Source organism: Pseudarthrobacter sp. IC2-21 (assembly GCF_034048115.1).
Lineage (GTDB): Bacteria > Actinomycetota > Actinomycetes > Actinomycetales > Micrococcaceae > Arthrobacter > Arthrobacter naphthalenicus.
On sequence record NZ_CP139145.1, the window covers coordinates 3,362,813 to 3,389,160 of the forward strand.

Annotated in this window: 24 protein-coding genes and 1 riboswitch; of the genes, 10 read left to right on the plus strand and 14 right to left on the minus strand. The window is 66.5% G+C overall.

Annotated features, from left to right (window positions below):
- The first annotated feature begins 7 nt into the window (after positions 1–7).
- From SBP01_RS15495 to SBP01_RS15505, 3 genes are all read left to right on the plus strand, one after another.
- Positions 8–406 (plus strand): VOC family protein, encoded by a 399-nt coding sequence (locus SBP01_RS15495; protein ID WP_320536376.1) that lies wholly within the window; start codon positions 8–10, stop codon positions 404–406.
- Between the two features lie 75 nt (positions 407–481).
- Positions 482–1,414, plus strand: a complete 933-nt coding sequence (locus SBP01_RS15500) for an ATP-binding cassette domain-containing protein (RefSeq protein ID WP_320536377.1) — start codon at positions 482–484, stop codon at positions 1,412–1,414.
- A 4-nt stretch (positions 1,415–1,418) separates the two neighbouring features.
- Positions 1,419–2,726: an ABC transporter permease gene (locus SBP01_RS15505; protein WP_320536378.1), complete on the plus strand. Its 1,308-nt coding sequence runs from the start codon at positions 1,419–1,421 to the stop codon at positions 2,724–2,726.
- A gap of 76 nt (positions 2,727–2,802) precedes the next feature.
- Here the strand turns inward: SBP01_RS15505 and SBP01_RS15510 are convergent, their stop codons facing one another.
- A complete protein-coding gene (locus SBP01_RS15510) occupies positions 2,803–3,576 on the minus strand; it encodes a CPBP family intramembrane glutamic endopeptidase (protein WP_320536379.1) in 774 nt (257 codons plus the stop codon).
- Positions 3,577–3,803: 227 nt separating this feature from the next.
- Here SBP01_RS15510 and SBP01_RS15515 point away from each other — a divergent pair, with 227 nt between their 5' ends.
- From SBP01_RS15515 to SBP01_RS15525, 3 genes are all read left to right on the plus strand, one after another.
- Positions 3,804–4,727: a CPBP family intramembrane glutamic endopeptidase gene (locus SBP01_RS15515; protein WP_320536380.1), complete on the plus strand. Its 924-nt coding sequence runs from the start codon at positions 3,804–3,806 to the stop codon at positions 4,725–4,727.
- A gap of 126 nt (positions 4,728–4,853) precedes the next feature.
- Positions 4,854–5,588: a GAF and ANTAR domain-containing protein gene (locus SBP01_RS15520; protein WP_275213348.1), complete on the plus strand. Its 735-nt coding sequence runs from the start codon at positions 4,854–4,856 to the stop codon at positions 5,586–5,588.
- 133 nt (positions 5,589–5,721) lie between these two features.
- Positions 5,722–7,212 carry an HNH endonuclease signature motif containing protein gene (locus SBP01_RS15525; protein ID WP_320536381.1) on the plus strand — a complete coding sequence of 497 codons (1,491 nt, stop codon included), beginning with the start codon at positions 5,722–5,724 and terminating at the stop codon, positions 7,210–7,212.
- Between the two features lie 169 nt (positions 7,213–7,381).
- Here the strand turns inward: SBP01_RS15525 and SBP01_RS15530 are convergent, their stop codons facing one another.
- Positions 7,382–7,966, minus strand: coding sequence for an XRE family transcriptional regulator (locus SBP01_RS15530; protein ID WP_320536382.1), 585 nt, complete (start codon positions 7,964–7,966; stop codon positions 7,382–7,384).
- Positions 7,967–8,076: 110 nt separating this feature from the next.
- Here SBP01_RS15530 and SBP01_RS15535 point away from each other — a divergent pair, with 110 nt between their 5' ends.
- The 4 genes from SBP01_RS15535 to SBP01_RS15550 all read left to right on the plus strand — a co-directional run bounded on the left by SBP01_RS15535 (position 8,077) and on the right by SBP01_RS15550 (position 11,454).
- Positions 8,077–9,093 (plus strand): NAD(P)/FAD-dependent oxidoreductase, encoded by a 1,017-nt coding sequence (locus tag SBP01_RS15535; protein ID WP_320536383.1) that lies wholly within the window; start codon positions 8,077–8,079, stop codon positions 9,091–9,093.
- 9 nt (positions 9,094–9,102) lie between these two features.
- Complete coding sequence (locus SBP01_RS15540) at positions 9,103–9,471, plus strand: VOC family protein (RefSeq protein ID WP_320536384.1); 369 nt, start codon at positions 9,103–9,105, stop codon at positions 9,469–9,471.
- 86 nt (positions 9,472–9,557) lie between these two features.
- Positions 9,558–10,307: a GAF and ANTAR domain-containing protein gene (locus tag SBP01_RS15545; protein WP_320536385.1), complete on the plus strand. Its 750-nt coding sequence runs from the start codon at positions 9,558–9,560 to the stop codon at positions 10,305–10,307.
- 58 nt (positions 10,308–10,365) lie between these two features.
- Positions 10,366–11,454: an IS630 family transposase gene (locus SBP01_RS15550; protein WP_275216658.1), complete on the plus strand. Its 1,089-nt coding sequence runs from the start codon at positions 10,366–10,368 to the stop codon at positions 11,452–11,454.
- 90 nt (positions 11,455–11,544) lie between these two features.
- Here SBP01_RS15550 and purU read toward each other — a convergent pair whose 3' ends face one another.
- The 12 genes from purU to SBP01_RS15610 form a co-directional block, all read right to left on the minus strand.
- Positions 11,545–12,399, minus strand: a complete 855-nt coding sequence (gene purU, locus SBP01_RS15555) for a formyltetrahydrofolate deformylase (protein ID WP_275213340.1) — start codon at positions 12,397–12,399, stop codon at positions 11,545–11,547.
- Positions 12,400–13,902 carry a D-serine/D-alanine/glycine transporter gene (gene cycA, locus SBP01_RS15560; protein ID WP_320536386.1) on the minus strand — a complete coding sequence of 501 codons (1,503 nt, stop codon included), beginning with the start codon at positions 13,900–13,902 and terminating at the stop codon, positions 12,400–12,402.
- Positions 13,892–14,725, minus strand: coding sequence for a methylenetetrahydrofolate reductase (locus SBP01_RS15565; protein WP_320536387.1), 834 nt, complete (start codon positions 14,723–14,725; stop codon positions 13,892–13,894). Before SBP01_RS15565 ends, cycA begins: the two co-directional genes overlap by 11 nt.
- Positions 14,726–14,789: 64 nt before the next feature.
- Positions 14,790–15,800 (minus strand): lipoyl synthase, encoded by a 1,011-nt coding sequence (gene lipA / locus SBP01_RS15570; RefSeq protein ID WP_275213338.1) that lies wholly within the window; start codon positions 15,798–15,800, stop codon positions 14,790–14,792.
- 13 nt (positions 15,801–15,813) lie between these two features.
- Positions 15,814–17,226, minus strand: coding sequence for an L-serine ammonia-lyase (locus SBP01_RS15575; RefSeq protein ID WP_320536388.1), 1,413 nt, complete (start codon positions 17,224–17,226; stop codon positions 15,814–15,816).
- Positions 17,227–17,380: 154 nt separating this feature from the next.
- Positions 17,381–18,688, minus strand: coding sequence for a serine hydroxymethyltransferase (gene glyA, locus SBP01_RS15580; protein ID WP_320536389.1), 1,308 nt, complete (start codon positions 18,686–18,688; stop codon positions 17,381–17,383).
- On the minus strand, positions 18,685–19,068 hold the full coding sequence (gene gcvH / locus SBP01_RS15585; protein WP_275213334.1) for a glycine cleavage system protein GcvH: 384 nt from the start codon (positions 19,066–19,068) through the stop codon (positions 18,685–18,687). Before gcvH ends, glyA begins: the two co-directional genes overlap by 4 nt.
- Before the next feature lie 291 nt (positions 19,069–19,359).
- A complete protein-coding gene (gene gcvT / locus SBP01_RS15590) occupies positions 19,360–20,472 on the minus strand; it encodes a glycine cleavage system aminomethyltransferase GcvT (protein WP_320536390.1) in 1,113 nt (370 codons plus the stop codon).
- A gap of 11 nt (positions 20,473–20,483) precedes the next feature.
- On the minus strand, positions 20,484–23,345 hold the full coding sequence (gene gcvP / locus SBP01_RS15595; RefSeq protein WP_320536391.1) for an aminomethyl-transferring glycine dehydrogenase: 2,862 nt from the start codon (positions 23,343–23,345) through the stop codon (positions 20,484–20,486).
- Positions 23,346–23,503: 158 nt separating this feature from the next.
- A riboswitch (glycine riboswitch) is annotated at positions 23,504–23,601 on the minus strand.
- A 188-nt stretch (positions 23,602–23,789) separates the two neighbouring features.
- The gene (locus tag SBP01_RS15600) at positions 23,790–24,248 is read right to left on the minus strand and encodes a lipopolysaccharide assembly LapA domain-containing protein (RefSeq protein WP_320536392.1); all 459 of its coding nucleotides are present in this window, start codon (positions 24,246–24,248) and stop codon (positions 23,790–23,792) included.
- Positions 24,249–24,321: 73 nt separating this feature from the next.
- Complete coding sequence (locus SBP01_RS15605) at positions 24,322–24,906, minus strand: histidine phosphatase family protein (RefSeq protein WP_275213329.1); 585 nt, start codon at positions 24,904–24,906, stop codon at positions 24,322–24,324.
- Between the two features lie 89 nt (positions 24,907–24,995).
- Positions 24,996–26,297 (minus strand): alpha/beta hydrolase, encoded by a 1,302-nt coding sequence (locus tag SBP01_RS15610; protein WP_320536393.1) that lies wholly within the window; start codon positions 26,295–26,297, stop codon positions 24,996–24,998.
- Positions 26,298–26,348 lie beyond the last annotated feature (51 nt).

The window sequence follows — 26,348 nt, forward strand, 5'->3', positions numbered from 1 at the left end:
GGATGGCATGAACATTTCACTGAAATACGCACATGTCACCGTCACCGATGTGGACGAGTCCCTCCCCTTCTACCGCGCCCTGGGCTTCGACGTCCGCAACGACGTCGGCTCCGACGGGCAGCGCTGGGTCACCCTGGGCAGCGACGCCCAACCCGGCCTGGAACTGGTCCTCTCCCCGCCGCACGCCGGCCGCTCCCAGGCCGACGGCGACGCCGTCCAGGAACTCCTCACCAAGGGCGTCATGCCCATGCTGGTGTTCGCCACGGATGATCTGGACGCCGCCTTCGAGAAGCTCCGCGCGTCCGGCGCCGAGGTCCTGCAGGAACCCATCAACCAGCCCTGGGGCCCGCGGGACTGCGCTTTCCGCGACCCCTCCGGCAACATGATCCGCATCAACCAGGGGTAGCTCCCGCACCCCTTTGGGACGTACGACGCCGGCACCCACCCTGGGTGCCGGCGTCGTGCGGTTAGAGTGGGGGGCATGACGCTGGACGGTGCGGCCGGGGAGCCGCTTGTGCACATTCAGGACTTCCGGATGGACTTCGGGGACACGACGGTCATCAGGGATCTGTCCTTCGATGTCCGGGCCGGGGAAACCTTCGGGTTCCTCGGCAGCAACGGCTCCGGGAAGACCACCACGCTGCGGGCGCTGCTGGGCATCTATCAGCCCACCGCCGGCACCCTCCACATCGGCGGCAGGCCCTTCACCGCCCGCGACGGCGCCCGCCTCGGCTACCTGCCCGAGGAACGCGGCCTGTACAAGAAAGAGTCCGTCCTGGACGTGATGGTCTACTTCGGCCGGCTCAAGGGCATGGACAAGGCCCACGCCAAAACCTGGTCCCGCGAGTACCTGGACCGGATCGACCTGGCCGACAAGGCAAACATGCGGGTGGACAAACTCTCCGGCGGCCAGCAGCAGAAGATCCAGCTCGGCGTCACCATCATGAACGACCCCCAACTGCTGATCCTGGACGAACCCACCAAGGGCTTCGACCCGGTCAACCGGCGTCTGCTGATGGACATCATCGAAGAGCGGAAACTCGCCGGCGCCACCGTCATCATGGTCACCCACCAGATGGAGGAAGTGGAACGGCTCTGCGACCGGGTCATCCTGCTCAAGGACGGCACCTCCCGCGCGTACGGCACCGTGGAAGAGGTCCAGGAACAGTTCGGCGGCACCGTGTACCGGCTGACCTACGACGGCGCCCTGCCGGTGTCCGCCCTCTACGACATTGTCAGTGCCGGTGACGGCCGCGCCGAGCTCTCCCCGCGCCCCGGCGGCACCGAATCCGCTGTCCTGCGCGAACTCATCAACGCCGGCGTGGCCGTGCGGTCCTTCACCACCGCCAGGACGTCCCTGGATGAAATCTTCATCAGGGTCTATGGCGAAGAACACCAGATGGCGGAGGCCTAACCCCATGACCCAGCCAGCCACAAAGGTCTCCCCCGCTCCCCCGCCCGCGGCCGTCCCGGCCCCGCCGAAGCGGCCGTTCGCGCAGCACAACCTCCGCACGGTGATCGGCTTCGAGTTCACCCGCACCCTGAAAAAGCGCGGCTTCTGGATCGCGACGCTGTCCATCCCGGTGGTGATCGGCATCGTGTTCGCCCTCGTCTACCTGAGCAATTCCTCCACCGCCGCCAGCGCCGACGCCCAGAAGACCGCGGCCCTGTCGTTCACCTACACGGACGCCTCCGGTCTGGTCTCGGACAACATCGCCCGGGCCATGGGCGGAATCAAAGCGGCCGACCCCGGCGCCGCGCTGGAGGACGTCAAAAAAGGCGTGAGCGACGCCTACTTCGTGTACCCGGCCGAGCCGGCCACGCAGACCGTGAAGGTCTACGGCGTGGACAAGGGAATCTTCGAGAACGGCAAATACGACGCCGTGGCCAAGCAGCTGCTGACCGCGTCAGCGCAGGCCACCGTGGGTTCGCCGCAGCTGACCGCCGCCGCCAGCGGGAACGTCAAGACCGAATCCGAGGCCTTCAAGGACGGCAAGGCCACCGGCGGCTTCGGCGCCGCGATCCCGCCCCTGACGTTCCTGGTGATCTTCTACGTCTCGATCATCCTGCTCTCCAACCAGATGCTGAACAGCACGCTGGAGGAGAAGGAAAACCGGGTCACCGAAATGATCCTCACCACCCTGAACCCCACCACCCTGATCATCGGCAAGGTGGCCGCCCTGTTCATGGTGGGCCTGGTCCAGGTCCTGGTGTTCCTGACCCCGATCGTGCTGGGCTACCTCTTCTTCCGCGACAGGCTCTCCATCCCGGACCTGGACCTGTCCACCATCAGCTTTGAGCCCGGGAACATCATTGTGGGAGCGCTCCTGCTGCTGGGCGGCTTCACCGTGTTCACGGGCGTCCTGGTGGCGATCGGCGCCGTGATGCCCACCGCCAAGGACGCCGGCACCATCTTCGGGCCGCTGATGGCCCTGATCTTTGTCCCGTTCTACGCCGTCAGCCTGATCATCTCCGATCCGCGCGCCCTGATCGTGCAGATCTTCACCTACTTCCCGCTCTCGGCCCCCGTCACCGGCCTGCTCCGCAACGCGTTTGGTCTGTTGAGTCCGGTTGAATCGGCCATCATCATTGTGGAGCTCTTCGTGGTGGGGTTCCTTATCCTCCGCCTGGCCGTCCACCTCTTCCGCTACGGCTCCATCCAGTACTCCCGGAAGCTCTCCATCGCCGGCACCTTCCGCAAACGCAGCCCGCTGTCAGGTAAGTGACGGGGGCCGCTGACGGGGCCTTTGGTCCCCGGCGGCACCTTCGGAAAGCTCCGCGCACCGGCGCGCACCGGCGTCGTTATCGGTCCGCTGGAACGGACTCGGGAGCGGGGAGGCTCTGCACCTCGGCGTCCGGTCCGCGCCGGCGCAGGACGGCCACGAGGTAGGCGGCGTACCCGGCGCAGATGACCGCCGTTGCGGCCAGCATGGCCAGCTCAGCCCCGGAGTCCGCCACCGTCACGTTCCCGCTGATGTTCAGCACCGTGTGGAACACGATGAGCGGCACGATGGTCCCGGTCACGGCGAAGAGCAGCGCGAGCACGATCCCCAGAAGCACACCGAAGCCGATCTGGATGACCTGGTCGAGGCCCGTGTAGCCCCGCGCCAGGTTGACGATGTGGCCGATCCCGAAGGTCGCGCCCGAAATGAGGACGGCCCGCTTCAGGCTGGCGTTGGCGAGGATGGCCCGGAACAGAAACCCCCGGAACACCAGCTCCTCGATGAACCCCACACAAACCATGAGGACAACAATCAGCAGCACCGCCGCCACATCGAGGTCACTCCGGAGCCCCTTGACGTACTGCATCCCGGCGATGACCACCAACGGCAGGTACAGCAACGTGCCCCTGGCATCGGACCCCCTCAGCGGACGGAGCCCGTAGTAGCGGAGCCAGCCGTTCCGCCTGACGTAGATGAACAGCACGACGGACAGCACCGCCAGAATCGGCGCCGTGGCCAGCTGCGGCTCGCCCATGAGTTCGGAAAGCCAGTCGCCGATGTTGACCAGCAGCACATACGCCACGATCCAGATCACCGCGTGCCAGACGGGTTTGATCTCATTCAGTTTCTTCACGCCATTCCCCCCTTTTGTCAGTTCGTACGCGCCGCGGGCCTCTCTCCGTGGCCGACGGCGGCGCCCCTCACGCCAGCAGTCTCCCCTGTCCGGACGGGTTTTGGAAGGGTCTTTCCCGGGCCGCTCCCCGGGTTAACGTGCTGGTCAACGCCCTGTCACCAGCTATTTCCCAGGTGCGGGTGCTGCGGAACCTGACATCTCCTATGCTCTAACCGAGGAGGGCGGCCATGACCACCACAGCGGCGGGGACCGGTTTCCGCGGGCGAACTGGACACGTACTGAAAGCGGCTGCCGCGTCCCCGTGCACATGGTTCTACGCCGCTGTATGGTTCGCCGCCGCCGTCGTACTCTCTGCCGGAGGGCACGATCTTCCGGTGGCGGGCATGGCGGTGGGCGGTGTCCTGCTCCTGCTCAGCCTTCTGGTTGCGGGAGCCACCGAACCGGCACCCTCGGTGGCGGCCGACGCCGGCCCTGTACGCCGGCGCGTGTGGGTGCAGCTGGGGGTGGCGGCCGTCTTCATAGCGCTCACCGCGTGGAACGGACTCGCCTTCCACCACGTCATGGGCGGCGATGCGGGGATCCCGTTGTGGACGCCGCTGGTGGAATGGCTCCGCGGCCTGGGGGAACAGTGGTTCGGCGCGGGCCGCGGGAACTTCCTGGCCAACCCGGTCACCTTCACGGTCCTGCCGCTGGCGGCGCTGCTGCTGGCCGGCGCGCGGCTCCCCGCCCTGGGCTTCGGGAAGGGCCACCGGACGGGCCGGGCGCTGCTGATCTGCTGCGCCATCCCCGCTGCGTGGCTTGCGTTCACCCTGGTCAGCGGCCAGCAGACGGCCCTCCGGCTGCTGGGCACGCTCGCCTCCAATGTCATGCAGAACGGCTTCTTTGAGGAGTTCCTGTTCCGTGGTGCCGTGCAAACGCGGCTGCGGCTGCTCGCCGGTCCCGGATGGGCCCTCGTCCTGCAGGCCCTGGTGTTCGGCGTCTGGCATCTCGGGCTGGGCTACACCAACACCGGGCACACCGGCCTGCTGCCGGCCATTGCGGTCACCATCCTCCAGCAGTCCCTCATTGGACTCGCGCTGGGGACTCTGTTTGAGCGCACCCGCAACCTGCTGGTGCCGTCCGTGGTGCACATCGCCGTCAACAGCATGTGACGTATTCCAGGGCGTCTTCTTCCAGGGCATCTTCGGCGTCTTTCAGTGGCGACTGGCGCGTCCGCTCAACAAGGAAAGGGGGCTATCCGGCTTGTGAGTGCCTACAATTCCGGCCTAAATTTGGTCATGACCAATTCCCCCGAGCACGAGCTGCTCCTTGAGCTGCAGGACCTGATCGTCGGGACCGGATCCGTGGCTGAATTCCTTGGCGGCCTGTCTGTGAGTGCGGCGTCGGCGTTAAGCAGATCGGCCGGCACGGCAATCGAGTGCGGCGTCACCCTGAAGCACGGCCGGCGGACCGCCACAGTGGGCGGCAGCACTGACCGGGCCGTCGAGCTGGACAGGATTGAACAGCAAGTGGGCGACGGGCCCTGCATCGCCGCGCTGAAGGTGAAGCAACCGGTGCTCCTGGCCGATGTCCGCACGGACCCGCGCTGGCCCGATTACCAGCAACGCCTCATCGAGGAGGGCGTCCAGAGCGTCCTCGGTGTACCGCTCGAGCTCAGCCAAGGGGCCACTGCGGCCCTGAACTTCTTCTCACCCGTCACCGATGCGTTCAGCAAGGCGGTCATCGACGAGGCAGTCAGTTTCGCCGACGTCGCCCGCAACGCGGTGGGCCTGGCCGTCAGGGTGGCCACGGCCGAGGACGCCGCCGATGACCTGAGCGCGGCCATGGCGAGCCGCACCGCCATCAACCTGGCCTGCGGCATCATCATGGGCCAGAACCGCTGCACCCAGAACGAAGCCATGGACATCCTGATCAAGGTCTCCAGCCACCGGAACCAGAAACTCCGGGTGGTGGCCGAGGAGATCGTCACCAAGGTCTCCGGCGCGGGACCCACCACGTACTTCGACATGTAGGGGCCCGTTGAGGTGGGCAGGGGCCCGTTGAGGTGGGCGCCTTCGGCCTTCTACGCCGCGGCTGTGGGCCTCTGAGCTGGCTTTCATCAACGATCTTGGCTTGATTGTCGGACCCTCGTTGGATGATGGGTTTATGAGCAACCGTGTAGTGGCGCAGGCGTACGCGGAGATCACCGCGGCCGTTGCGGTGCTCACCGGGGTGGCCCGCGGATCCGGTCCCGGCGGCCTCTCCGTAGCCGGTGATCCCGTGCGGGACCTCTCTGAGGATTGCCTGGACATCCTGGCCGGCGGCGTGAGAGCGGAGGCGCAGATGGCCTGCCTGAAAGCACTCACCGCCGTGACATACGCGGACACAGCCCAGGCGGTGGCCGGCCCGGAGACGTCGGGCCAGGCCCTGGAGATGGCGGTCACCGCCGAGGTCGGCTGCGTCCTGACCATTGGGGACCGGGCGGCCGGATCATTCCTGGCCATCTCCCATGCCCTGGCCACGACGTTGCCGCTGACCCTAACGGCCCTGCAGGCCGGAACCATCTCCTGGCAGCATGCCCGGGTCATGGCCGACGAAGCCGCCACCCTCGGCCCCGCAGGTGCTGCCGCCTTGGAAGCCCACTTCCTGGACCCGGACTCACCCGGCGCCGCCACGGGATGCCCGCCCGGGGAGATGCCGGCAGGCCGGTTCCGGCACCACGCCAGAACTTGGCGCGAACGCCACCACAGCGACAGCATCGAAAAACGCCACGCCAAAAGCGTCCTCGACCGGCGGATCGACTACTCCCCGGACCAGGACGGGATGGCCTGGCTCTCGGCCTACCTCCCCGCGGACACCGCCGCAGCGATCTGGAACCGCACCACGGCGATAGCCCGTGGTCTTCAAGGGCCGACCGAGCCCCGGACCCTTACCCAGCTCCGAGTCGACGCCTACGCCACCGCCCTCCTCGGCGGACATCAAAACGACAACAGAAACGTGGCCAGCACCCGGGGCAGCGGCGGCTCCGACGGGAACGGGAACCAGGGCGGCGCGGCGCGGGTTCCCACACCGCGGGCGCAGGTGCTTGTTACGGTCCCGGTGTTCTCCCTGCTCGGGGCCACCGAGGAACCGGCCATGCTGGACGGGTACGGCCCCATCCCGGCGTCGATTGCCAGGGACCTCGTGGCGAACGGGGCCGAGTCGTTCCACCGGGTCCTGATTGACCCGCGCGACGGGGCACCCTTGGAGATCGGGCGCACCAGCTACCGGCTGACCAAGGCCATGCGGCAATGGCTGCGGCTGCGGGACGGCAAATGCCCCTTCCCGGGCTGTTCGAACAACTCACTGGACAACGAAGCCGATCATCTCCTCGCCTGGGCCGACGGCGGCACCACCGGGATCTCGAACCTGGGACAACCGTGCCCCCGACACCACAGGCTCCGCCACACCACAGCCTGGCAACCCAGCCCAGCCACCCCAACCAGGCCACCGGGATGGATCTCTCCAACGGGCAGACGCTACACAAGCGAGCACCAGAACTGGGAACCACCACACTGGCCCCAACGGCCCCGGCCGCACAGCTACCCCGCACTCATCCACCTCGGACCCTCACCCGGAGAGGACGGACTGGAACGGCTCCTCCACGCCCTGGCCTGACCCTTACCGGCGTGCCCCTGGGCCGGAAAAGTTGAGCTCGAATGGCTCCTCCACATCCGGCCCGACCATTGGCACTTAGTCGTGCGGGGATTGGCGTCAGCGCTTGGGACCAACCCGCACTTGGGTCCGAGCCTGCGGGCTGTCCTCGTTTGACTCTCTTTTGGTTTGGCTATGAGGGCTTGGGCCGCGCCCGGATGTGCATCCGCTCGCCCTGCTGCCCGAACAGGCTGATGAACTCCACCGGTTTGCCGTCGGCGCTGGCGAACCAGTGCGGGGTGCGCGTATCGAACTCCGCGGCCTCGCCGGCACGCAGTTCGAAGTCCTTCTCCCCCAACACCAGGCGCAGCCGCCCGTTGAGGATGTAGAGCCATTCGTAGCCCTCGTGAACGCGCGGGTCCGGCACTTCCCCGCGCGCACCGCCGTCGAGCACCATCTTGAACGCCTGCAGGCCGCCCGGCCGGCGGGTGAGCGGAACGGCGGTCATCCCCGCGTGGGTGATGGGGCGGAGGTGGATCCTGGGATCCCCCGTGGGCGGGGCACCCACCAGGTCATCAAGCGGAACGCCGTACAGCTTCGCGAGGGGCAGCAGGATCTCGAGGTTGGGCCTGCGCTGCCCGGACTCCAGCCGCGACAAGGTGCTCACCGAAACGCCGGAGGCGGACGACACGTCGCCGAGGGTGAGGTTGTGTTCGGTGCGGATGGCCCGCAGCCGGGGACCCACCGCCCCAAGGACATCGTCCAGTTCGTCTGCCATGCATCCCAGTTTGCCATAACGGCAACAATGTTTGCCAAAATGGGCGGGTGCGGCTGATGCTGGTTGGGTCGCCTGCGGTGGGCGGCGGACCCTCTGGAAGGACAGTCAGCATGGACACCACACGCTACGACGTTGTGATCATTGGCGGCGGCGCCGCGGGGCTCAGCGCAGCCACCACCCTGGCCCGGGCACTGCGCTCGGTGCTGGTCATCGATTCCGGAACGCCGCGCAACGCACCCGCGGCCGGCATCCACGGGTACCTGTCCCGGGACGGCCTGAACCCGCGGGAACTCCTGGCCCTGGGACGCAGCGAAGTGCTCTCCTATGGCGGAACCGTGTTGGACGGCGAGGCGGTTTCGGCGCAGCGGTCTCCTTCCGGATTCGAGATAGCTCTCGGGGATTCCCGGCGGGTCACCGGGCGGCGCCTCCTGGTCACCACCGGCCTGACGGACGAACTGCCGGCCATCGACGGGCTGCGCGAACAATGGGGCAAGGGCGTGGTGCACTGCCCCTACTGCCACGGCTGGGAAATCCGCGGGCAACGGATCGGCGTGCTGGGCACCGGCCCGCTGTCCGTCCACCAGGCCCTGCTGTTCCGGCAATGGTCCCCGGACGTCACCCTCTTCCTCAACAACACGCTGGAACCCACGGACGAGGAATGGGACAAACTCGCCGCCCGGTCCGTCCGGGTGGTGGAGGGCTCCGTGGCCTCGGTCGACGCCGAGGACGGTGTCCTCGCGGGCGTCACGCTGCGCACGGGTCAGTCCTTTCCGGTAGCTGCGCTGGCGGTCGGATCACGGATGGAAGCCCGGTCCGCGCTGCTGGAATCGCTCGGGCTCCAGGCCGAGGAGCATCCGTCCGGGGCAGGGCACTTCATCGAGACCGACGCCATGGGCGCCACGGCCGTCCCGGGCGTGTTCGCCGCAGGCAACGTCACCAACCTCATGGCCCAGGTAATCACCGCGGCGGCCGAAGGTGTCATGGCCGGGGCACGGATCAACGCCGACCTCATCGAGGAGGAAACCCGCTGGGCCGTGGAGGGCCGGTTCGGCCCCTTCTCGGCCGCCTCGGAAGCGGCCGTCTCCCGGACCGTCCTGGGTGAGCGGCGTCACGGCCTCACAAGGTAGGGTGACGCCATGGAACTCAGACTCGAAGTTGTCCAGGTGCCCGTCTCCGATGTGGACCGCGCCAAAGCCTTCTACACCGACCAGCTCGGCTTTGTGCTCGATCACGACGTGGAGCACATTCCGGGGATGCGCGTTGTCCAGCTGACCCCGCCGGGCTCAGCGGCGTCGATTGTGATCGGCACCGGCATGAACGGCATGACGCCGGGCAGCCTCGAAGGCCTGCAGCTGGTAGTCCCGGACATGGCCGGGACCCGCGCCGAACTGGTCCGCCGCGGCGCCCCCGTCTCCGAGGCCCAGGACCTCGGCGGCTTCGCGTTCGCCTACTTCAGCGACCCGGACGGCAACCGGTGGGTCATCCAGGAGATCCCGCCGCGGTAGGCCCCGCAAAAAACAGGTACTTTCTACCCTTGTCCTCCCGGTGGCGCCTCCCTACTCTGGTGGCTACCGACTTTGGGGGTTTGGGAATGCTCATTGAACAACATCTGACCTGGCTTGGCTCCGGCTCGGGAGCCCTGCTGGACATCCATGGCCATTCGGAGGCCGCGCTGGCGGGTTCCCTGGCCCGGACCGTCGCCTCGTCGATAAGCGGCCTGTCCCACCTGCCGGTCGAGAGTACCGTGACGCTGGTGAGGCCGGACGGCACGCCGTGCATCGGGGCAAACACTGAAGGCACCGCCGTCGAGCTTTCCCGCCGGGACCACCGCACGGGGCAAGGCCCCACGGCGCGGGCCCTGGGCGGCAGGCTGTCCATCATCCTCAACGACCGCGCCCCGGACCCGCGCTGGCCGGACTACTGCGGCAGCCTCACGGCGGCAGGCTACCGCTCCGCCGTCGCGATTCCCCTGCACCTGGAACGCGGTTACCGCGCCGCCCTGACCCTCTACTCGGCGACGGCGAACATCTTCACCCCCGTGGTGGCCGCCAAGGTGCTGGTGTTCGGCGGCGTGGCGGCCAAAAGCCTGCGGCTGGCGCTGAAGCACCGGGCTGATCTGGCCCTGTCCGCGGAGCACCGCGCAACCCTCGCCAGCAGCGCCGCCATCAACACCGCCTGCGGCGTGCTCATGGGGCAGAAGGGCTGTTCGTACGAGGCCGCGCACCGGATCCTCGAGGAGGAATCCCGGCAGCGGAACCTCACCATCCGCGGCGTTGCGGAGTGGCTCCTGCAGGTCCTGCCCGGCGGGGTCCCGACCAGCCACTTCACCGCCCGCGCCTGATTCCCAACTAGTGGTGTGTCTCCAAAATAGTTGATGCTTTGAGCGTTATGCTTGTGTAATGGCGAACATTGCTCCTGCTTTGGTGGTTTCTGATTCCCAGCGTGCTTTGTTGGAGGTGCTCGCGAAGTCGCAGACGGCGTCCCATCGCGAGGTTCAGCGGGCGCAGGTGTTGTTGATGGCCGCGGAGGGGTTGGCCAATGATTCGATCGCGAAGGTTGCCGGGCTGAGTCCGGGGACGGTCAGGTCGTGGCGGGCCCGGTTCGAGGCAGAAGGCTTGGCCCACTTGGGCGAGGTGCGTGCCGGGCGTGGCCGCAAGCCGGTCATTCCACAGTCCAAGATCGATGAAATCGTTGATCTGACGCGCAATTCCAAGCCCGAAGGACACACGCACTGGTCGGTGCGGACGATGGCCGCGAAGGTGGGTGTGTCCCCGGCGCAGGTTCAGCGGATCTGGGCGGCCCGGGGCTTGAAACCACACCTCGTGGATACTTTCAAGCTCTCCAACGATCCGAAGTTTGAGGAAAAACTCATCGATGTCGTTGGTCTGTATCTGAACCCGCCGGAGAAGGCGATCGTGCTGTGCATGGACGAGAAATCCTCGATCCAGGCCCTGGACCGCACCCAGCCGTCCCTTCCGATGACGAAGGGCCGGGCCGAAACAATGACCCATGACTACAAACGCAACGGCACCACCACCTTGTTCGCCGCCCTGGACGTGGCCACCGGAAAAGTCATCGGCTCGTGCCTGCCCAAGCACCGGCACGAGGAATTCCTGGTGTTCCTCAAAACCATCAACAAGGAAGTCCCGCGCGGTTTGGACGTCCATCTGATCCTGGACAACTACGCCACCCACAAACACCCGGACGTGAAGGCCTGGCTGGTCAGAAATCCGAGGTTCCAGCTACATTTCACCCCCACCTCATCCTCGTGGCTGAACCTGGTCGAGCGCTGGTTCAGGGAACTGACCGACAAGGCATTACGCCGCGGTGCGTTCCATTCGGTACCGGATCTGATCACCAAAATCGAGGAGTACCTCGCCGCCCACAACACCGAACCCAAGCCCCTGGTATGGACCGCGACCGCAGACTCAATCCTTAAGAAAGTAGCCCGCGGCCGCGTCGCCCTCGAGACCATCAAACAAAACTGAGACAGACCACTAGGTAGCGCCAACTGTCGTTATGAGGGCTCAGAACGACAGTTGGCGCTACCTAGTTGGGATGGGGGACGCGCGGGAGGGTCAGCGCAGAATGACTGTCCGCCCGCCGTCGAGCATGACCCGGCCTTCACAGTGCCAGCGCACCGCGTTGGACAGCGCCTTGCACTCGGCGTCGCGGCCCACCCGGACCAGGTCCTCGGCGGTGTGCGTGTGGTCCACCTCGATGACCTGCTGGGCGATGATCGGCCCCTCATCCAGCTCGGCGTTGACGTAATGTGCCGTGGCGCCGACGGTTTTCACGCCGCGGTCGTACGCCTGGTGGTACGGCTTGGCACCCTTGAAGCTGGGCAGGAACGAGTGGTGGATGTTGATGGTTTTGCCCGTCAGCTTCGCCGAGAGCTCGTCGCTGAGGACCTGCATGTAGCGGGCCAGGACCACCAGCTCCACATCAAACTCGTCCACCAGTTCCAGCAGCCGCGCCTCCTGGGCCGGCTTGGTTTCCTTGGTGACCGGCAGGTGGAAGAACGGGATGTTGTGCCACTCCACCAGCGCCTGGTGATCCGTGTGGTTGGAGACCACGGCCACGATCTCCACCGGCAGGTCCCCGGTGCGAGCACGGAACAGCAGGTCGTTGAGGCAGTGCCCGAACTTGGACACCATCACCAGGACCCGGCGTTTCCGGCCGTTCGGCTCCAGCTGCCAGTTCATGGCCCACTCGGCTGCCAGCGGCTCGAAGTCGCGGCGCAGCTCCTCGGTGCTGAAAGCCTTCTTGCCGGACGCGAAGTGCACGCGCATGAAGAACTGCTGAGCCTGACGGTCACCGAAGTGCTTGGTGTCGATGATGTCGCAGTCGTGGTCCAGCAGGTACCCGGTGATCGCGTGGACGATGCCCGGGGACTCGGCGCAGTTGACGGTGAGGACGTGTTCGGTTTCCATTTAGTGCTCCCGGGGTGCTTTCGCGGCGGCCACCTGGGCGTCGGCGTCGGCGATGGCCTTCTCCTCGGCCACCACCTTCTCGCCGGCGAGGTCCTTCTGGAACTCGGCGTAGCGGGCCAGGTGGGACGGGCGCTTGCGCATGATGACCCAGGCAACCACGAGGATGACGAACCAGATGGGGGTCACCAGGAGCGCCGTCAGGGTGTCCGGCTGCGTGGTCAGGGCCCAGAGGACGAAGGCGAAGAACGCGAACACCACCCAGACCATGGGGATACCGCCGGGCATCTTGAACTTGGAGTTTTCGTGCAGGTGCGGGCGGCGTGAGCGGAACTTCAGGTAGCTGGCCAGGATGATGGACCAGACAAAGACGAAGCAGACGGCGGACACGGTGGTGACCATGTCGAACGCCTTGGCAATGTCCTTGCCCGCGTACATGAGGATGACGCCGGAGAGTAGCAGGACGCAGGAGAGGAACAGGGCGTTCTGCGGGACCTTGCGGCGGGACAGGCGGCTGAACACGCCGGGTGCGTCGCCTTCCTGGGCCAGGCCGTAGACCATGCGGGAAGTGGAGTAGATGCCGGAGTTGGCCGAGGACATGGCCGAGGACAGCACCACCAGGTTCACGATGGTGGCTGCAGCGCCGAGGCCGGCCAGGGAGAACATGGCGATGAACGGGCTGTGGCCGGCCCGGAACTCGGTCCACGGGGTGACAGAGATCAGGATGATGAGGGCGCCTACGTAGAAGAGCAGCACGCGGATGGGGATGGAGTTGATGGCCTTGGGCAGGTTCTTCTCCGGGTCCTTGGCCTCGGCGGCGGTGGTGCCTACGAGTTCAATGCCCACGAACGCGAACACGGCGATCTGGAAGCCGGCTACAAAGCCCATGAATTCGTTCGGGAACATGCCGCCGTGGCTCCACAGGTTGGTGAAGGTGGCAGGGCCGGCGTCGGACTGGAAACCACTGAAAATCATAAACAGGCCAACAATGATCAGGGCTGCGATGGCGATGATCTTGATCAGGGCGAACCAGAACTCGGTCTCACCGAAAGCCTTGACGGTGGCGAGGTTCAGGACCAGGAGGATGATGACGGTGGCGATGCCCGGGATCCACAAGGGAATTCCCGGCCAGAGTTCCTCCGAGTAGGCGGCGATGGCGATGACATCCGCGATGCCGGTGATCACCCAGCAGAACCAGTAGGTCCAGCCGGTGAAGAAACCGGCCCACGGGCCCAGCAGGTCAGCGGCGAAATCGCTGAAGGACTTGTAGTGCAGGTTGGAGAGCAGGAGCTCGCCCATGGCCCGCATAACGAAGAACAGCATGAAGCCGATGATCATGTAGACGAAGATGACTGACGGGCCGGCCGCGGAGATGGTTTTGCCGGAGCCCATGAACAGGCCAGTGCCGATTGCGCCGCCAATGGCGATCAGCTGGATGTGCCTGTTGCTGAGCTGCCGCTCCAGGTGGGGCGGCGTGCCCGGGGAATTGATGGTTTTAGAACTCACGTGCTGCTCCTTGAATAAGTGCCGGCTGGAGTGCCTTGGGGGAAGATGCGGGACCCACTTCGTCGGGGACCGCTTCGAGGTTGTTGAAACTGTAAAGATGGATCCCGGCGATGCCGGGCTGGCCGTGCAGCCCCGCCATCAGGGAGTTGGGAGAGTAGCGGTCGCCACTGAGCAGCCTGCGCGCCAGCGGGCCTTTGCGGCTCAGGAACTTCAGGGAACTTCCGACGCCGATCTGCGTGGCCAGGGTGACCAGTTTGGTCCGCGGGACGGACCCCGCCACGCCCGCCCAGACGGGCAGGTCCACGCCCTCGCGGCGCAGGAGCGCCGCGAAGTCAAGGATTTTCGGGGCGGAGAAACACATCTGGGTGACAACGCTCGTGGCCAGGTGCTGCTTTTCCTGGAGGGCGTCGATCAGGTCCAGGGCGGCCACCGAGGGGTGGCCTTCCGGGTAGCCGGCCACCCCGGCGCGCATGCGGCCCCCGGTGTACTGGGCGATGTCTTCGAGCAGCGGCAGCGCCGACCTGTACGGGCCGGCCGGATCCTTCCGGTCGCCGCCGACCACAAACACCTCGCCGATGCCCGCAACATCGCAGTCGCGCAGGATGTCGGTCAGCTGGGCCCGGCTCGGCACGCTGCGGGCGGCCAGGTGCGGGATGACGGTGTAGCCGAGCATGCTCAGCTCCACCGCGGCGCGCATGGTCCGTTCGATGCCGTGGTGCGGCAGGCACGTCACGGTCAGCGTGGTGGTCAGCGGAACCGTTTGCCGCACCTGGTCCACGATCCCCGTGGAGGGGATGACTTCGATTCTTACAGGGAACATCATTGGTCCTCTCGTGATATCGGCTCGGGATGCCCGGTTTCGGGTACCGGCGCGGGTCAGCTCGCGGTCAGCTGGCGTGGGCGGCCAGCAGTGAGCTGGCTTCCTGGCGGGTGCTGCCGGAGGACTCGATGTGGGCGAGCTGGGCCGGGATTTCCCAGCCCTTCTTCCGCATCGCGGTGGCCCAGAGCCGGCCGGCACGGTAGGAGGAACGGACCAGCGGGCCACTCATGACCCCGAGGAAGCCGATCTCGTTCGCCTCGTCCTGCAGGTCCACGAACTCCTGCGGCTTGACCCAGCGGTCCACCGGCAGGTGCCGCTCGGACGGGCGCAGGTACTGGGTGATGGTGATCAGGTCACAGCCGGCCTCATGCAGGTCCCGCAGGGCTTCGGAGATTTCCTCGCGGGTCTCGCCCATGCCCAGGATCAGGTTGGACTTGGTCACCATGCCCAGGGCCCGGCCCTGGCTGATGACATCCAGGGACCGCTCATACCGGAACGCCGGCCGGATCCGCTTGAAAATCCGCGGCACGGTCTCCACGTTGTGCGCGAACACCTCGGGCTTGGAATCACAGATCGCCGCGATGTGCTCGGGCTTGCCGGAGAAGTCCGGGATCAGCAGCTCCACCCCGGTGCCCGGGTTCAGCTCGTGGATCTTCCGGACCGTCTCGGCGTACAGCCACACACCCTCATCGGCGAGGTCATCCCGGGCCACCCCGGTGACCGTGGCATAGCGCAACTGCATCGCCTGCACCGAGCGGGCCACCTTGGTGGGTTCGAACATGTCCACCGGGGACGGCTTGCCGGTATCAATCTGGCAGAAATCACAGCGCCGGGTGCATTCGGAGCCGCCGATCAGGAACGTGGCTTCCTTGTCTTCCCAGCACTCGAAAATGTTCGGGCAGCCGGCCTCTTCACAGACCGTGTGCAGGCCTTCTTTTTTGACCAGGTTCTTGAGCTGGACATACTCCGGACCCATCTGGACCTTGGCCTTGATCCACTCCGGCTTCCGCTCCACGGGTACAGCGGAGTTACGCTGCTCAACGCGCAGCAGCTTCCGGCCTTCTGGTGCCAATGTCATCAGTACTCTTTCCTTAGCATTCCACTACGTTGACGGCGAGGCCGCCCATGGCTGTTTCCTTGTACTTGGAGCTCATGTCCTTGCCGGTTTCCCGCATGGTCACAATCACCTCGTCCAGCGACACCCGGTGGGTGCCGTCGCCCCAGAGCGCCATCTTGGCCGCGTTGATGGCCTTAGCCGCCGCGATGGCGTTCCGCTCGATGCAGGGAACCTGCACCAGGCCGCCGATCGGATCGCAGGTCAGGCCCAGGTTGTGTTCCATCGCGATTTCCGCGGCGTTCTCCACCTGCTGGGGTGTGCCGCCCATGACCTCCGCGAGCCCTGCCGCCGCCATGGACGACGCCGAACCCACCTCGCCCTGGCAGCCCACCTCGGCGCCCGAAATGGACGCCTGTTCCTTGTAAAGCACCCCGATGGCACCGGCCGTGAGCAGGAACTTGACCACAACGTCGTCGCGGTCTTCCTGTGTTGCCTTATCCATCCCGGGTGCAAAATGCAGTGCGTAGTACAGGACCGCGGGGATGATGCCGGCCGCGCCGTTGGTGGGCGCGGTGACCACGCGGCCGCCGGATGCGTTCTCCTCGTTGACCGCCAGGGCGATCAGGTTCACCCATTCCTGCCAGTACTTGGGGTCCCGGTCCTTGTCCTCCTTGAGGAGGCGTTCGTGCCAATCAGGCGCACGACGGCGGACCTTCAGTCCCCCGGGCAGCAAACCTTCGCGCTTGAGGCTGACTTCCACGCACTCCTCCATGACGGAGTAGATGTGCAGCAGCCCTTCGCGGATCTCCTCCTCGGTGCGGGAGGCGCGTTCGTTGACGAACATGATCTCGCCGATGGACAGGCCCTTGGACTGGCACCGGCCCAGCAGTTCGGCGGCCGTGCGGAACGGCAGCGGCAGTTCCTTCTTGGACTCGTCGAGCTCCTTCAGGGCCGCGTCCTCTTCGCCGTCGCGGACAATGAAGCCGCCGCCCACGGAGAAGAACGTGGCTTTGTGGAGTTCCTCGCCGTTTTCGTCGCTGACCGTGAAGGTCATGCCGTTGGTGTGGCGCGGCAGGATGGTCAGCGGGCGCAGGATCATGTCCGTGACGCCGTAGGGAAGCTGCACGCCGCCGCCTTCACCGGCGCCGGCAAGGTTCAGCATCCCGGTCTCGGCGATCGCGGCGAGCCGCTCCTCCACCTCGGCCGGCAGGATCTTTTCGGGGTGGAACCCCTCCAGGCCCAGCAGGATGGCCGTCATGGTGCCGTGGCCGTGGCCGGTCGCGGCGAGTGACCCGTACAGATCAACCCGCAGCCCGGCGACCCTGCCCAGGACACCGGCGGTCCGCACCTCCTCGGCAAACACGGCGGCAGCGCGCATCGGCCCCACAGTGTGCGAGCTCGACGGCCCAATGCCAATGGAAAAGAGATCAAAGACTCCAACGGCCATGACGGTTCCTAACTAACTAATTCTTCGTGATGCGGCACCGCAGTAGACGGTGCCGCACGAGGTGCCGGCCGGAGCCGGACTTTTCGAAAGCGTGCGTCAAAGCGAGGTACGAGCAGCACGCGTGAAAAGTCCGGTCCGCCGGCACCGGAGGTGACTAGAGCCCCGGGTAAAGCGGGTGGGCTGCGGCGAGTGCCTCAACCCGGTGACGCAGGCCGGAAAGGTCCGCGTCGGCGTCGGCAATCAATGCCTCGGCGATGATGTCCGCAACTTCACGGAACGCTGCCTCGCCGAAACCACGGGTGGCCAGGGCGGGGGTACCGATGCGGAGACCGGAGGTGACCATCGGCGGGCGCGGATCGAACGGCACGGCGTTGCGGTTGACGGTGATGTCAATCGCGGCCAGGCGGTCCTCGGCCTGCTGGCCGTCCAGCTCGCAGTTGCGCAGGTCAACCAGGACCAGGTGCACGTCGGTGCCGCCGGAGATCACGGAGATTCCCTTGGCGGTGACGTCCGGCTGGACCAGGCGGTCGGCCAGGATGCTGGCGCCCGCGAGGACGCGTTCCTGGCGTTCCTTGAACTCCGGCGTTGCCGCGATCTTGAAGGCCACGGCCTTGCCGGCGATGACGTGCTCCAGCGGGCCGCCCTGCTGGCCGGGGAAGACAGCGGAGTTGATCTTCTTGGCGATCGCGGGATCGTTGGAGAGGATGATGCCGCCGCGCGGACCGGCGAGGGTCTTGTGCGTGGTTGAGGTGACAACGTGGGCGTGCGGCACCGGGCTCGGGTGCAGGCCTGCTGCCACCAGTCCGGCGAAGTGCGCCATGTCCACCATCAGGTAAGCGCCCACCAGGTCAGCGATCCGGCGGAACTCGGCGAAGTCCAGCTGGCGGGCGTACGCCGACCAGCCGGCAACGATGAGCTGCGGCTTGGTTTCCAGAGCCAGGCGCTCCACCTCGGCCATGTCAATGGTGTGGGTGTCTTCGCGGACCTGGTACGGGACCACGTTGTAGAGCTTGCCGGAGAAGTTAATCTTCATGCCGTGCGTGAGGTGGCCGCCGTGGGCCAGGCTCAGGCCCATGATGGTATCGCCCGGCTTGATCAGCGCGTGCATGACCGAGGCGTTGGCCTGCGCGCCGGAGTGCGGCTGCACGTTGGCGAACTCGGCACCGAACAGTGCCTTGACCCGCTCGATGGCCAGCTGCTCGATGACGTCCACATGCTCGCAGCCACCGTAGTAGCGCTTGCCCGGGTAGCCCTCGGCGTACTTGTTGGTCAGGACCGAGCCCTGGGCCTGCATGACGGCGACGGCGGTGTGGTTCTCCGAGGCGATCATTTCCAGGCCGTCACGCTGGCGGGTGAGTTCGGCGTCGATCTTGACGGCGACTTCCGGGTCCAGCGTGCTCAGGTCGGCGTTCAGGCTCGGGGAGACCACCTGCTCGAAAGTGGCTTCAGCTGTGGTGCTCACAGTTCGCCGCCGTTGGCTTCGGCGTATTCCTGCGCGGAGAGCAGCGGGCCTTCTTCGGTCACGGTGACCTTGAACAGCCAGCCGGCACCGTAGGGATCCGAGTTGATCAGAGCGGGATCGGCCACGGCGTCGTCGTTGATCTCGGTGACCTCGCCGGTGACCGGTGAGTACAGGTCCGAGACGGACTTGGTGGACTCGATCTCGCCGCAGGTCTCGCCGGCAGTCACCGTGGTACCAACCTCGGGCAGGTCCACGTACACGATGTCGCCCAGTGCTTCGGCGGCAACAGCGGACACGCCAACAGTCGACGGGCCGTCGCCATCAGCGGCGATCCACTCGTGCTCGGCGGAGTACTTCAGTTCAGCGGCAACCTTGGCCATGGTGTGTTTCCTTAAGTTTGGAGTTCAAAGAGTGAGAGAGCGTCCGCCCAAAACCCACATTAAGTGAGAGAGCGTTGCCCAAAAACGTGCATTAAGTGAGAGAGCGTTCGGGGGGTGGTGGACTCGAGGGGCCGGCAGCCCGGGGTTTTGAGCCAATCCCCGGAGTGGGGCTGGGGCTGGCATCCGGCAGCATGCTCCCCACCGTCCCCCTAACCTCGCAAGCTCGGTCAGGGAACCCGGACGGCGTGGGCCCCAGGCTTGCAGAGGATGTCAGCCTCAGCCCCTAGAGGACTACTTTTGGCGCTTGTAGAACGGGAGGGCGACGACCTCGAAAGGCTCTGCCTTGCCGCGCAGGTCCACGTCCAGGGCGGTGCCCAGTTCGGCGTGTTCGACGTCGACGTAGGCCAGTGCAACAGGGTAGCCGAGGGTGGGGCTGGGCTGGCCGGAGGTCACTTCGCCCACGACGTTGCCGTCCTTGAGGACCGGGTAGCCGCCACGGCCGGCGCGGCGGCCGAGGCCCTTCAGGCCCACAAGCTTGCGCTTGGAACCGGCCTCCTTGGCAGCTTCGAGGGCGGAGCGGCCCACGAAGTCGCCTTCCTTGGACTTGAGCGCCACAACCGGGCCCAGGCCGGCGTCGAACGGTGAACGCTCGAGGGAAAGCTCGTTGCCGTACAGCGGCATGCCGGCTTCCAGGCGGAGCGAGTCGCGGGACGCGAGGCCGCACGGGATGATGCCGAACTCTTCGCCGGCTTCGGCCACCTTGGCCCACAGGTCAGCGGCGTCGGCGTTCGGGATGAACAGTTCGAAGCCGTCCTCGCCGGTGTAGCCGGTGCGGGCCAGGATGACATCGTGGCCGGCGATGGTGAGCTCGTTGAACGCGTAGTACTTCAGGTCCGTGATCAGCGCGTGCTGGGCCTCATCGGTCAGCTTGAGCAGGATGGCCTCGGCCTTCGGGCCCTGGACGGCGATCAGCGAGGTCTCCGCGGAGGCGTCCTCCACCTTCACGTCGAAGTCTGCGGCGCGCTCTGCCAGGGCCGCGGCCACGGTGGGTGCGTTGCCCGCGTTGGGGACCACGAGGTACTTCTCGTCCCCGAAACGGTAGACGATCAGGTCATCGATGATGCCGCCGTCGGCGTTGCAGATCAGCGAGTACTTGGCCTTGCCGTCCGCGATGGCGGAGAGCTTGCCCACGAGGGCGTAGTCCAGGAACGCGCCGGCGGCGGAGCCGCTGACCCAGACTTCGCCCATGTGGGAGAGGTCGAACAGGCCGGCAGCCTTGCGGACCGCGTGGTGTTCGGCCAGCTCGGAGCTGTACTTCAGGGGCATCTGCCAGCCACCGAAATCGGTGAAGGAGGCGCCGAGCTTCTTGTGCTCTTCGTAGAGCGCGGTGTAGTTCTCAGTCATGTCCGGAGTCCTTAGTTTTCGAATTCGGAGAGCGGCGGGCAGGAGCAGATAAGGTTGCGGTCGCCGCCGGCGCCGTCGATGCGGCCCACGGGCGGGAAGTACTTGTCCTGCTTGAGGTGGTGGACGGGGAAGACAGCCTGTTCGCGGCTGTATTCGCGGGTCCAGTCGGAGTTCACGACGGCGGACGCGGTGTGGGGTGCGTTGCGCAGCGGGGAGTTCTCCACGGTGAAGTCGCCGTTGGCCACCTGGTCGATTTCCTTGCGGATGGTGATCATCGCTTCGATGAAGCGGTCGATCTCCGCCAGGTCCTCGGACTCCGTGGGCTCCACCATCAGCGTGCCGGCTACCGGGAACGCCAGGGTGGGGGCGTGGAAGCCGTAGTCGATGAGGCGCTTGGCCACGTCCTCGGCAGTGACGCCGGTCTTGGCCGTCAGGGCGCGCAGGTCCAGGATGCACTCGTGTGCCACGAGCCCGCCCTCGCCGGTGTACAGGACCGGGAAGTACTCGTTCAGGCGTGCCGCAACATAGTTCGCTGCGAGCAGCGCGCTCTTGGTGGCTTCCTTCAGGCCCTCGGCACCCATGAGCTTCACGTAGGCCCAGGAGATGGGAAGGACACCGGCCGAGCCGAAGTTCGACGCCGAGATGGCCACGCCGTGACCTTCTGCTGCGTTTCCGGAGGAAGCGTTGTTGGCATCGCCGGGCATGAACGGAGCCAGGTGCGCCTTGGCCGCGACCGGGCCAACGCCGGGTCCGCCGCCGCCGTGCGGGATGCAGAAGGTCTTGTGCAGGTTCAGGTGCGAGACGTCGCCGCCGAACTTGCCCGGCTGGGCCAGGCCCACGAGGGCGTTCAGGTTGGCGCCGTCCACGTAGACCTGGCCGCCGGCAGCGTGCACGGCGTCGCAGATCTCGGTCACGTCGGCGTCGTACACGCCGTGGGTGGAGGGGTAGGTGATCATGATCGCCGAGAGGACGTCCTTGTGGGCCTCGATCTTGGCGAACAGGTCCGCGTGGTCGATGGTGCCGTCAGCAGCCGTGGCCACCACAACAACCTTCATGCCGGCCAGGACGGCGGAGGCGGCGTTGGTGCCGTGGGCCGAGGCCGGGATCAGGCAGACGTTGCGCTGGGCGTCGCCGTTGGCACGGTGGTAGCCGCGGATGGCCAGCAGGCCGGCGAGCTCGCCCTGGGAACCGGCGTTCGGCTGCAGGGAGACCTGGTCGTAGCCGGTGATCTCGGCAAGGTCGGCTTCGAGGCCGCTGATCAGTTCGCGCCAGCCCACGGTCTGGGACTCGGGAGCGAACGGGTGGATGGAGGCGAACTCCGGCCAGGAAATCGCTTCCATCTCGGCGGTGGCGTTCAGCTTCATGGTGCAGGAGCCCAGCGGGATCATGGTGCGGTCCAGCGCCAGGTCCCGGTCGGAGAGTTTGCGGATGTAACGCAGCAGCTGGGTTTCGGAACGGTGCGTGTTGAACACCGGGTGCTGCATAAAAGCGGACGTGCGGAGCACGTCGGCGGGCAGGTCGAAGCCCTTGGCCTCGGCGGAGGGGCCGGCACCGAAGGCGACGGCAACCGAGGACAGGACATCCGCCGTCGTGGTTTCATCCACGGAGACGCCGACGGTGTCCGCGTCGATGTGGCGCAGGTTGATGCCGCGTGCCTCGGCGGCGGCGATGACCTTGTCGGCCTTGCCCGGGACGCTGACGGTGAGCGTGTCGAAGAAGGTGTCGGAGACCAGTTCGCGGCCGGCTGCCTGCAGCGTGGTGGCCAGGGTGCGGGCGTGGTTGTGGGTGCGCTCGGCGATCGCCTTCAGCCCGTCCGGGCCGTGGTAGACGGCGTAGAAGGAGGACACGATGGCCAGCAGGGCCTGCGCGGTGCAGATGTTCGAGGTCGCCTTTTCACGGCGGATGTGCTGCTCGCGGGTCTGCAGTGCCAGACGGTAGGCGGGCAGGCCGGCGTCGTCCTTGGAGACACCCACCAGGCGGCCGGGCATGGAGCGTTCCAGGCCCTTGGCCACGGCCATGTAGGCAGCGTGCGGGCCGCCGAAGAACAGCGGAACGCCGAAACGCTGGGTGGAGCCGACGGCGATGTCAGCGCCCTGCTCACCGGGAGGGGTGATCAGGGTCAGGGCGAGCAGGTCAGCGGCGACCGTGACCAGCGCGCCGCGTTCCTTGGCTGCGGCGATGACCTCGGCGTGGTTGAAGACGCGGCCGGAGACGCCCGGCTGCTGCAGGACGATGCCGTTGATAACACCCTCGGGCAGGCCCTTGGACAGGTCGGCAACTTCGACTTCGAAGCCCAACGCCTCGGCGCGGCCCTTGACCACGGCGATGGTCTGCGGCATGACGTCGGCGTCCAGGACGGTCTTGCCGTCGTGCGCTTCCTTGTTCTTGTTGGCACGGCGCATCATCAGGACGGCTTCGGCCACGGCGGTGGCTTCGTCCAGCAGGGAGGCGTTGGCGATGGGCAGGCCCACCAGGTCCTGGACCATGGTCTGGAAGTTCAGCAGCGCCTCGAGCCGGCCCTGGGAAATTTCGGGCTGGTACGGGGTGTAGGCGGTGTACCAGGCCGGAGCTTCGAGGATGTTGCGGCGGATCACGGCGGGCGTGACGGTGTCGTAGTAGCCCTGGCCGATCATCTGGACGGCGGTCTTGTTCTTGCCGGCGAGCTTGCGCAGCTCGGCCAGGACTTCAACCTCACTGAGGGCGTCCTTGAGGGCAAGCGGCTTGGCCTGGCGGATGGAATCCGGGACGGCAACGTCCACGAGGCCGTCTACGGTGTCGTAGCCGACGGCCTTGAGCATGGTTTCAATGTGCGACTGGCTGCGCGCACCGATATGCCGATCGGCAAAGGTGGTGGGGGACGACTGGACTGTCATGAAGGAACTCCATAATTCAGGTGGCGTGCTGGGTACGCCACATTGATTCGGGTTCCTCCCCGCTCTGTATTGGACCTGAGAGTTTCCGCGCCACCTGCTTTTACGGGTGATGCTTGCACCGTCGGTGAGCCCGTTGCCGGACTACTTTCCAGAGTTGCCTAACCGCGGCGGTACGTGGGCCTGAGAGATTCCCGGAGAGGATTTGCTCCTACGGCGCCTGCTTAACGTACTGGCAGGACTCTCCCGCCGCAGATCAAAAGCCATGTCACAGAATTCCGTGACACGCCTCACAGCTTATCCTGTCCCGGTGCCGCTCGCAATTCTCCGCACCGCGACGGCTGTCACAACCCGACACCAAACCAACGCGGGGTCACTTCCCGCCCAATATTTAGGGTTTATCGGGCGTGGAGTGACCCCGCGTTGGTGTAAGAAGTCCGCTCCTGGCTAAGCGTCGGTGCCCTTGCGCCGCCGCCGTTCGTTGTGCCGCAGCTGCAGGATGCGCGCTCCCCCGGCGATGGCCACCAGGATTCCGCCTCCGACGGCAGCAATGAAGAAGGCCACCCCCTGCGAGAGGCTGCCCTCCCAGACAAGGAACCTGACGGCGACCATGTCCTGGTTCTGGATGAAGAAAATGATCAGGAGCACCAGCACCACGAGACTGACCGCCACCGCGCTCCAGATGACCGCCGCCCGCGTGGTGCGGGTGCCGTCAGCCGCGTTCCGCTGACCTCGAGCGGCAGGCTCGACTCGAGGAGCGGGCGTGACTGGAGGAGCGGGCGTGACTGGGGAGGCGGGCGTGGCGGGCCGGACAGCAGGCTGGGATGCTGAAGCGGGTTGGTCCGCAGGCCGGGACGTGGGGGTGGGAGGAACGTCTGACGGTTGCAGCGGTTCTTCTGAGCTCATAGCGCCATTGTCCCCCTCCGCGGGGGCTTTGACGGGCAACCGGGCCGGTGGCCCGAAAGGCTCATCGATGCGGTCAGGCCGGGGCGTCGGCGGCCAACCGCTCGCCGTTGTAGAACTCCAGGCGCCAGCCGTCATTCACGTGATGGTGGGCCAGGTTGAGCACGGCGTTGTCGATGCTGTGCAGGCTCCGGCCGATGGCGCGGCTGAGGCTGACCCGCAGAAGTGTCCCGTGGGCCACCACCAGGACACGCTGGCCGCGGAATTCCTCGGCCAGGGCTTCGAGCGCATTCAGCCCCCGGACGGCGGCGTCATCCTCGCTTTCGGCGCCCTGGAAACCGCCGGGAATGCGCAGGGCCTCCAGTTCGGGGCCCGCCTGCATGCCCTCCGCCAGCCCGAAGCTGCGCTCGGTGAGCTCCGGGACGTGCCGGGCCACGCTGAGCCCGAGCCCCTCCGCAATCAGGTTCGCCGTTTCAGCGGCCCGGCTGAGCGGTGAAGACACCACGGTGTCCCAGTCGTGGCCGGAAAGGTTGGCCACGGCATCGCGCGCCTGGCCGCGGCCGACGTCATTCAAGGGAATGTCGGTGGCACCCTGGAGCCGGCGCTCGGCGTTCCAGTCGGTCTGGCCGTGGCGGACGAGGGCGAACGTCGTGAGGGTCATGCCTTCCATTGTCCCCGACGGCGGCGCGTGCGCGGCAACGGCGGCGCGCGTGCGCGGCGCCCGTCCTGCCAACCCCGAAGGAGCCCGGGCTACGGCGCCCCCGGCCGCGAGAGTCCGAGCCGCGGATAGAGCACCTCGAACCCCTTGTTGAGGCCGCCGTTCAGCGCCCCGATGACGTGGCCGCCGTTGGGAACCTCGTAGTTGGTTACGGTCATTCCCGCGGCTGCGGCGGCCGCCCCCAGACGGCGGGACGCGTCCAGGTAGACGGGGTCATCCGTGGACGCGGTGAAGATCGCGTCCATGTCGGGATAGGTCCGCTGCTTCATGATGTTGAGGGGCTTGACTGCGTCATAGGCTGCCTGGTTCCCGCCGAACACTTCGCGAAGGTTGGCCTCGGGCTCTTCCGCCCCCGGGTATTCCTCACCGGAGATATCCAGCACATTGCCCCAGGTTGAGGGGTATTTCGCGGCGAAGGAAATGGCGCACTGGCCGCCGTGGGAGTAACCGGCGATGGTCCAGTATTTGCGGTCGTCGATGATGTTCAGGTGGTGACGCGCCCAGTCCACAACGTCGCGGTTAATGAACGTCTCCGGCCGGCCGTGGAGGGGCGTGTCCAGGCAGAGGTTGTCAACAAAAGGGTCGCCCAGCTGGTCGGCCACGACGACGATCGGTGCCAGGCCGTCATGCTGGGAGGCGTAGGAGTTCAGGACAGCGGCCACATACTGGGGGTCCGGATCTCCCGGCTGGCCCATCATCAGCACCACCAGCGGAAGGGCGGGCGGGTTGGGAACCTGGGCCGCCGGGGGCAGGTAAAGCCCGGCCGGCCGGGATGCAAAGCCGGAAATCGTCGGCGGAATGACAACCTGGGCGGTGGTGCCTTCGGCCGGCAGCTCCGCCGGCGGCTTCCAGCTCTCCCACAGAGCCGCCTGGCGCGGGGCCGGAGTGTGAGGCTGCACGGGCTCCAGGTCCACCTTCGGCGCAAGGGAAATGCCAAGGAATGAGGCCACTGTGGGGTGCAGTCCGTAGAACGCGTTGATTCCCAGCGTCGCGGTGAGGGCAAACAGCAGGGCCCCCACGCAGGCCAGAACCTTCCGCCAGGGACGTGACTTGCGCAGATTGGCCCCGCAGACCCCCAGCCCGGCGAAGAACAGCAGGACCCAGATCCGGACATGCCACCCCAGCGGGCCGCCGAAAGCGTGCAGGAGGCGTTCCGCAACCAAGAGGACCACGGCCCCCACCAAGGCGCCCGCAGCTCCTGCCCGCCAGGTAACCACCGCCACACGCCGCGGCCGGCGCAGCAGAAGGACCGCGCCGCAGACAGCACTGAGCACGTAGCAAACCACAATCAGTGGGCCTTCAACGATATTGAGGGCCAGAAGGGATGAATCCATGTCACCTAGTGAATCGTCGGGGTGCCGCTCACCCGCCCGATGATACCCGGC

Excerpts from the sequence above, each read along its gene's own strand:
- SBP01_RS15500 (WP_320536377.1), top strand. The coding sequence starts at position 482 with ATGACGCTGGACGGTGCGGCCGGGGAGCCGCTTGTGCACATTCAGGAC.
- SBP01_RS15610 (WP_320536393.1), bottom strand. The coding sequence starts at position 26,297 with ATGGATTCATCCCTTCTGGCCCTCAATATCGTTGAAGGCCCACTGATT.
- gcvP (WP_320536391.1), bottom strand. The coding sequence starts at position 23,345 with ATGACAGTCCAGTCGTCCCCCACCACCTTTGCCGATCGGCATATCGGT.
- SBP01_RS15575 (WP_320536388.1), bottom strand. The coding sequence starts at position 17,226 with ATGGCCGTTGGAGTCTTTGATCTCTTTTCCATTGGCATTGGGCCGTCG.
- gcvH (WP_275213334.1), bottom strand. The coding sequence starts at position 19,068 with ATGGCCAAGGTTGCCGCTGAACTGAAGTACTCCGCCGAGCACGAGTGG.
- lipA (WP_275213338.1), bottom strand. The coding sequence starts at position 15,800 with ATGACATTGGCACCAGAAGGCCGGAAGCTGCTGCGCGTTGAGCAGCGT.
- SBP01_RS15565 (WP_320536387.1), bottom strand. The coding sequence starts at position 14,725 with ATGATGTTCCCTGTAAGAATCGAAGTCATCCCCTCCACGGGGATCGTG.
- SBP01_RS15535 (WP_320536383.1), top strand. The coding sequence starts at position 8,077 with ATGGACACCACACGCTACGACGTTGTGATCATTGGCGGCGGCGCCGCG.
- SBP01_RS15525 (WP_320536381.1), top strand. The coding sequence starts at position 5,722 with ATGAGCAACCGTGTAGTGGCGCAGGCGTACGCGGAGATCACCGCGGCC.
- SBP01_RS15530 (WP_320536382.1), bottom strand. The coding sequence starts at position 7,966 with ATGGCAGACGAACTGGACGATGTCCTTGGGGCGGTGGGTCCCCGGCTG.
- gcvT (WP_320536390.1), bottom strand. The coding sequence starts at position 20,472 with ATGACTGAGAACTACACCGCGCTCTACGAAGAGCACAAGAAGCTCGGC.
- SBP01_RS15545 (WP_320536385.1), top strand. The coding sequence starts at position 9,558 with ATGCTCATTGAACAACATCTGACCTGGCTTGGCTCCGGCTCGGGAGCC.
- SBP01_RS15495 (WP_320536376.1), top strand. The coding sequence starts at position 8 with ATGAACATTTCACTGAAATACGCACATGTCACCGTCACCGATGTGGAC.
- SBP01_RS15540 (WP_320536384.1), top strand. The coding sequence starts at position 9,103 with ATGGAACTCAGACTCGAAGTTGTCCAGGTGCCCGTCTCCGATGTGGAC.
- SBP01_RS15505 (WP_320536378.1), top strand. The coding sequence starts at position 1,419 with ATGACCCAGCCAGCCACAAAGGTCTCCCCCGCTCCCCCGCCCGCGGCC.
- SBP01_RS15515 (WP_320536380.1), top strand. The coding sequence starts at position 3,804 with ATGACCACCACAGCGGCGGGGACCGGTTTCCGCGGGCGAACTGGACAC.
- purU (WP_275213340.1), bottom strand. The coding sequence starts at position 12,399 with ATGGAAACCGAACACGTCCTCACCGTCAACTGCGCCGAGTCCCCGGGC.
- SBP01_RS15600 (WP_320536392.1), bottom strand. The coding sequence starts at position 24,248 with ATGAGCTCAGAAGAACCGCTGCAACCGTCAGACGTTCCTCCCACCCCC.
- SBP01_RS15605 (WP_275213329.1), bottom strand. The coding sequence starts at position 24,906 with ATGACCCTCACGACGTTCGCCCTCGTCCGCCACGGCCAGACCGACTGG.
- SBP01_RS15520 (WP_275213348.1), top strand. The coding sequence starts at position 4,854 with ATGACCAATTCCCCCGAGCACGAGCTGCTCCTTGAGCTGCAGGACCTG.
- SBP01_RS15550 (WP_275216658.1), top strand. The coding sequence starts at position 10,366 with ATGGCGAACATTGCTCCTGCTTTGGTGGTTTCTGATTCCCAGCGTGCT.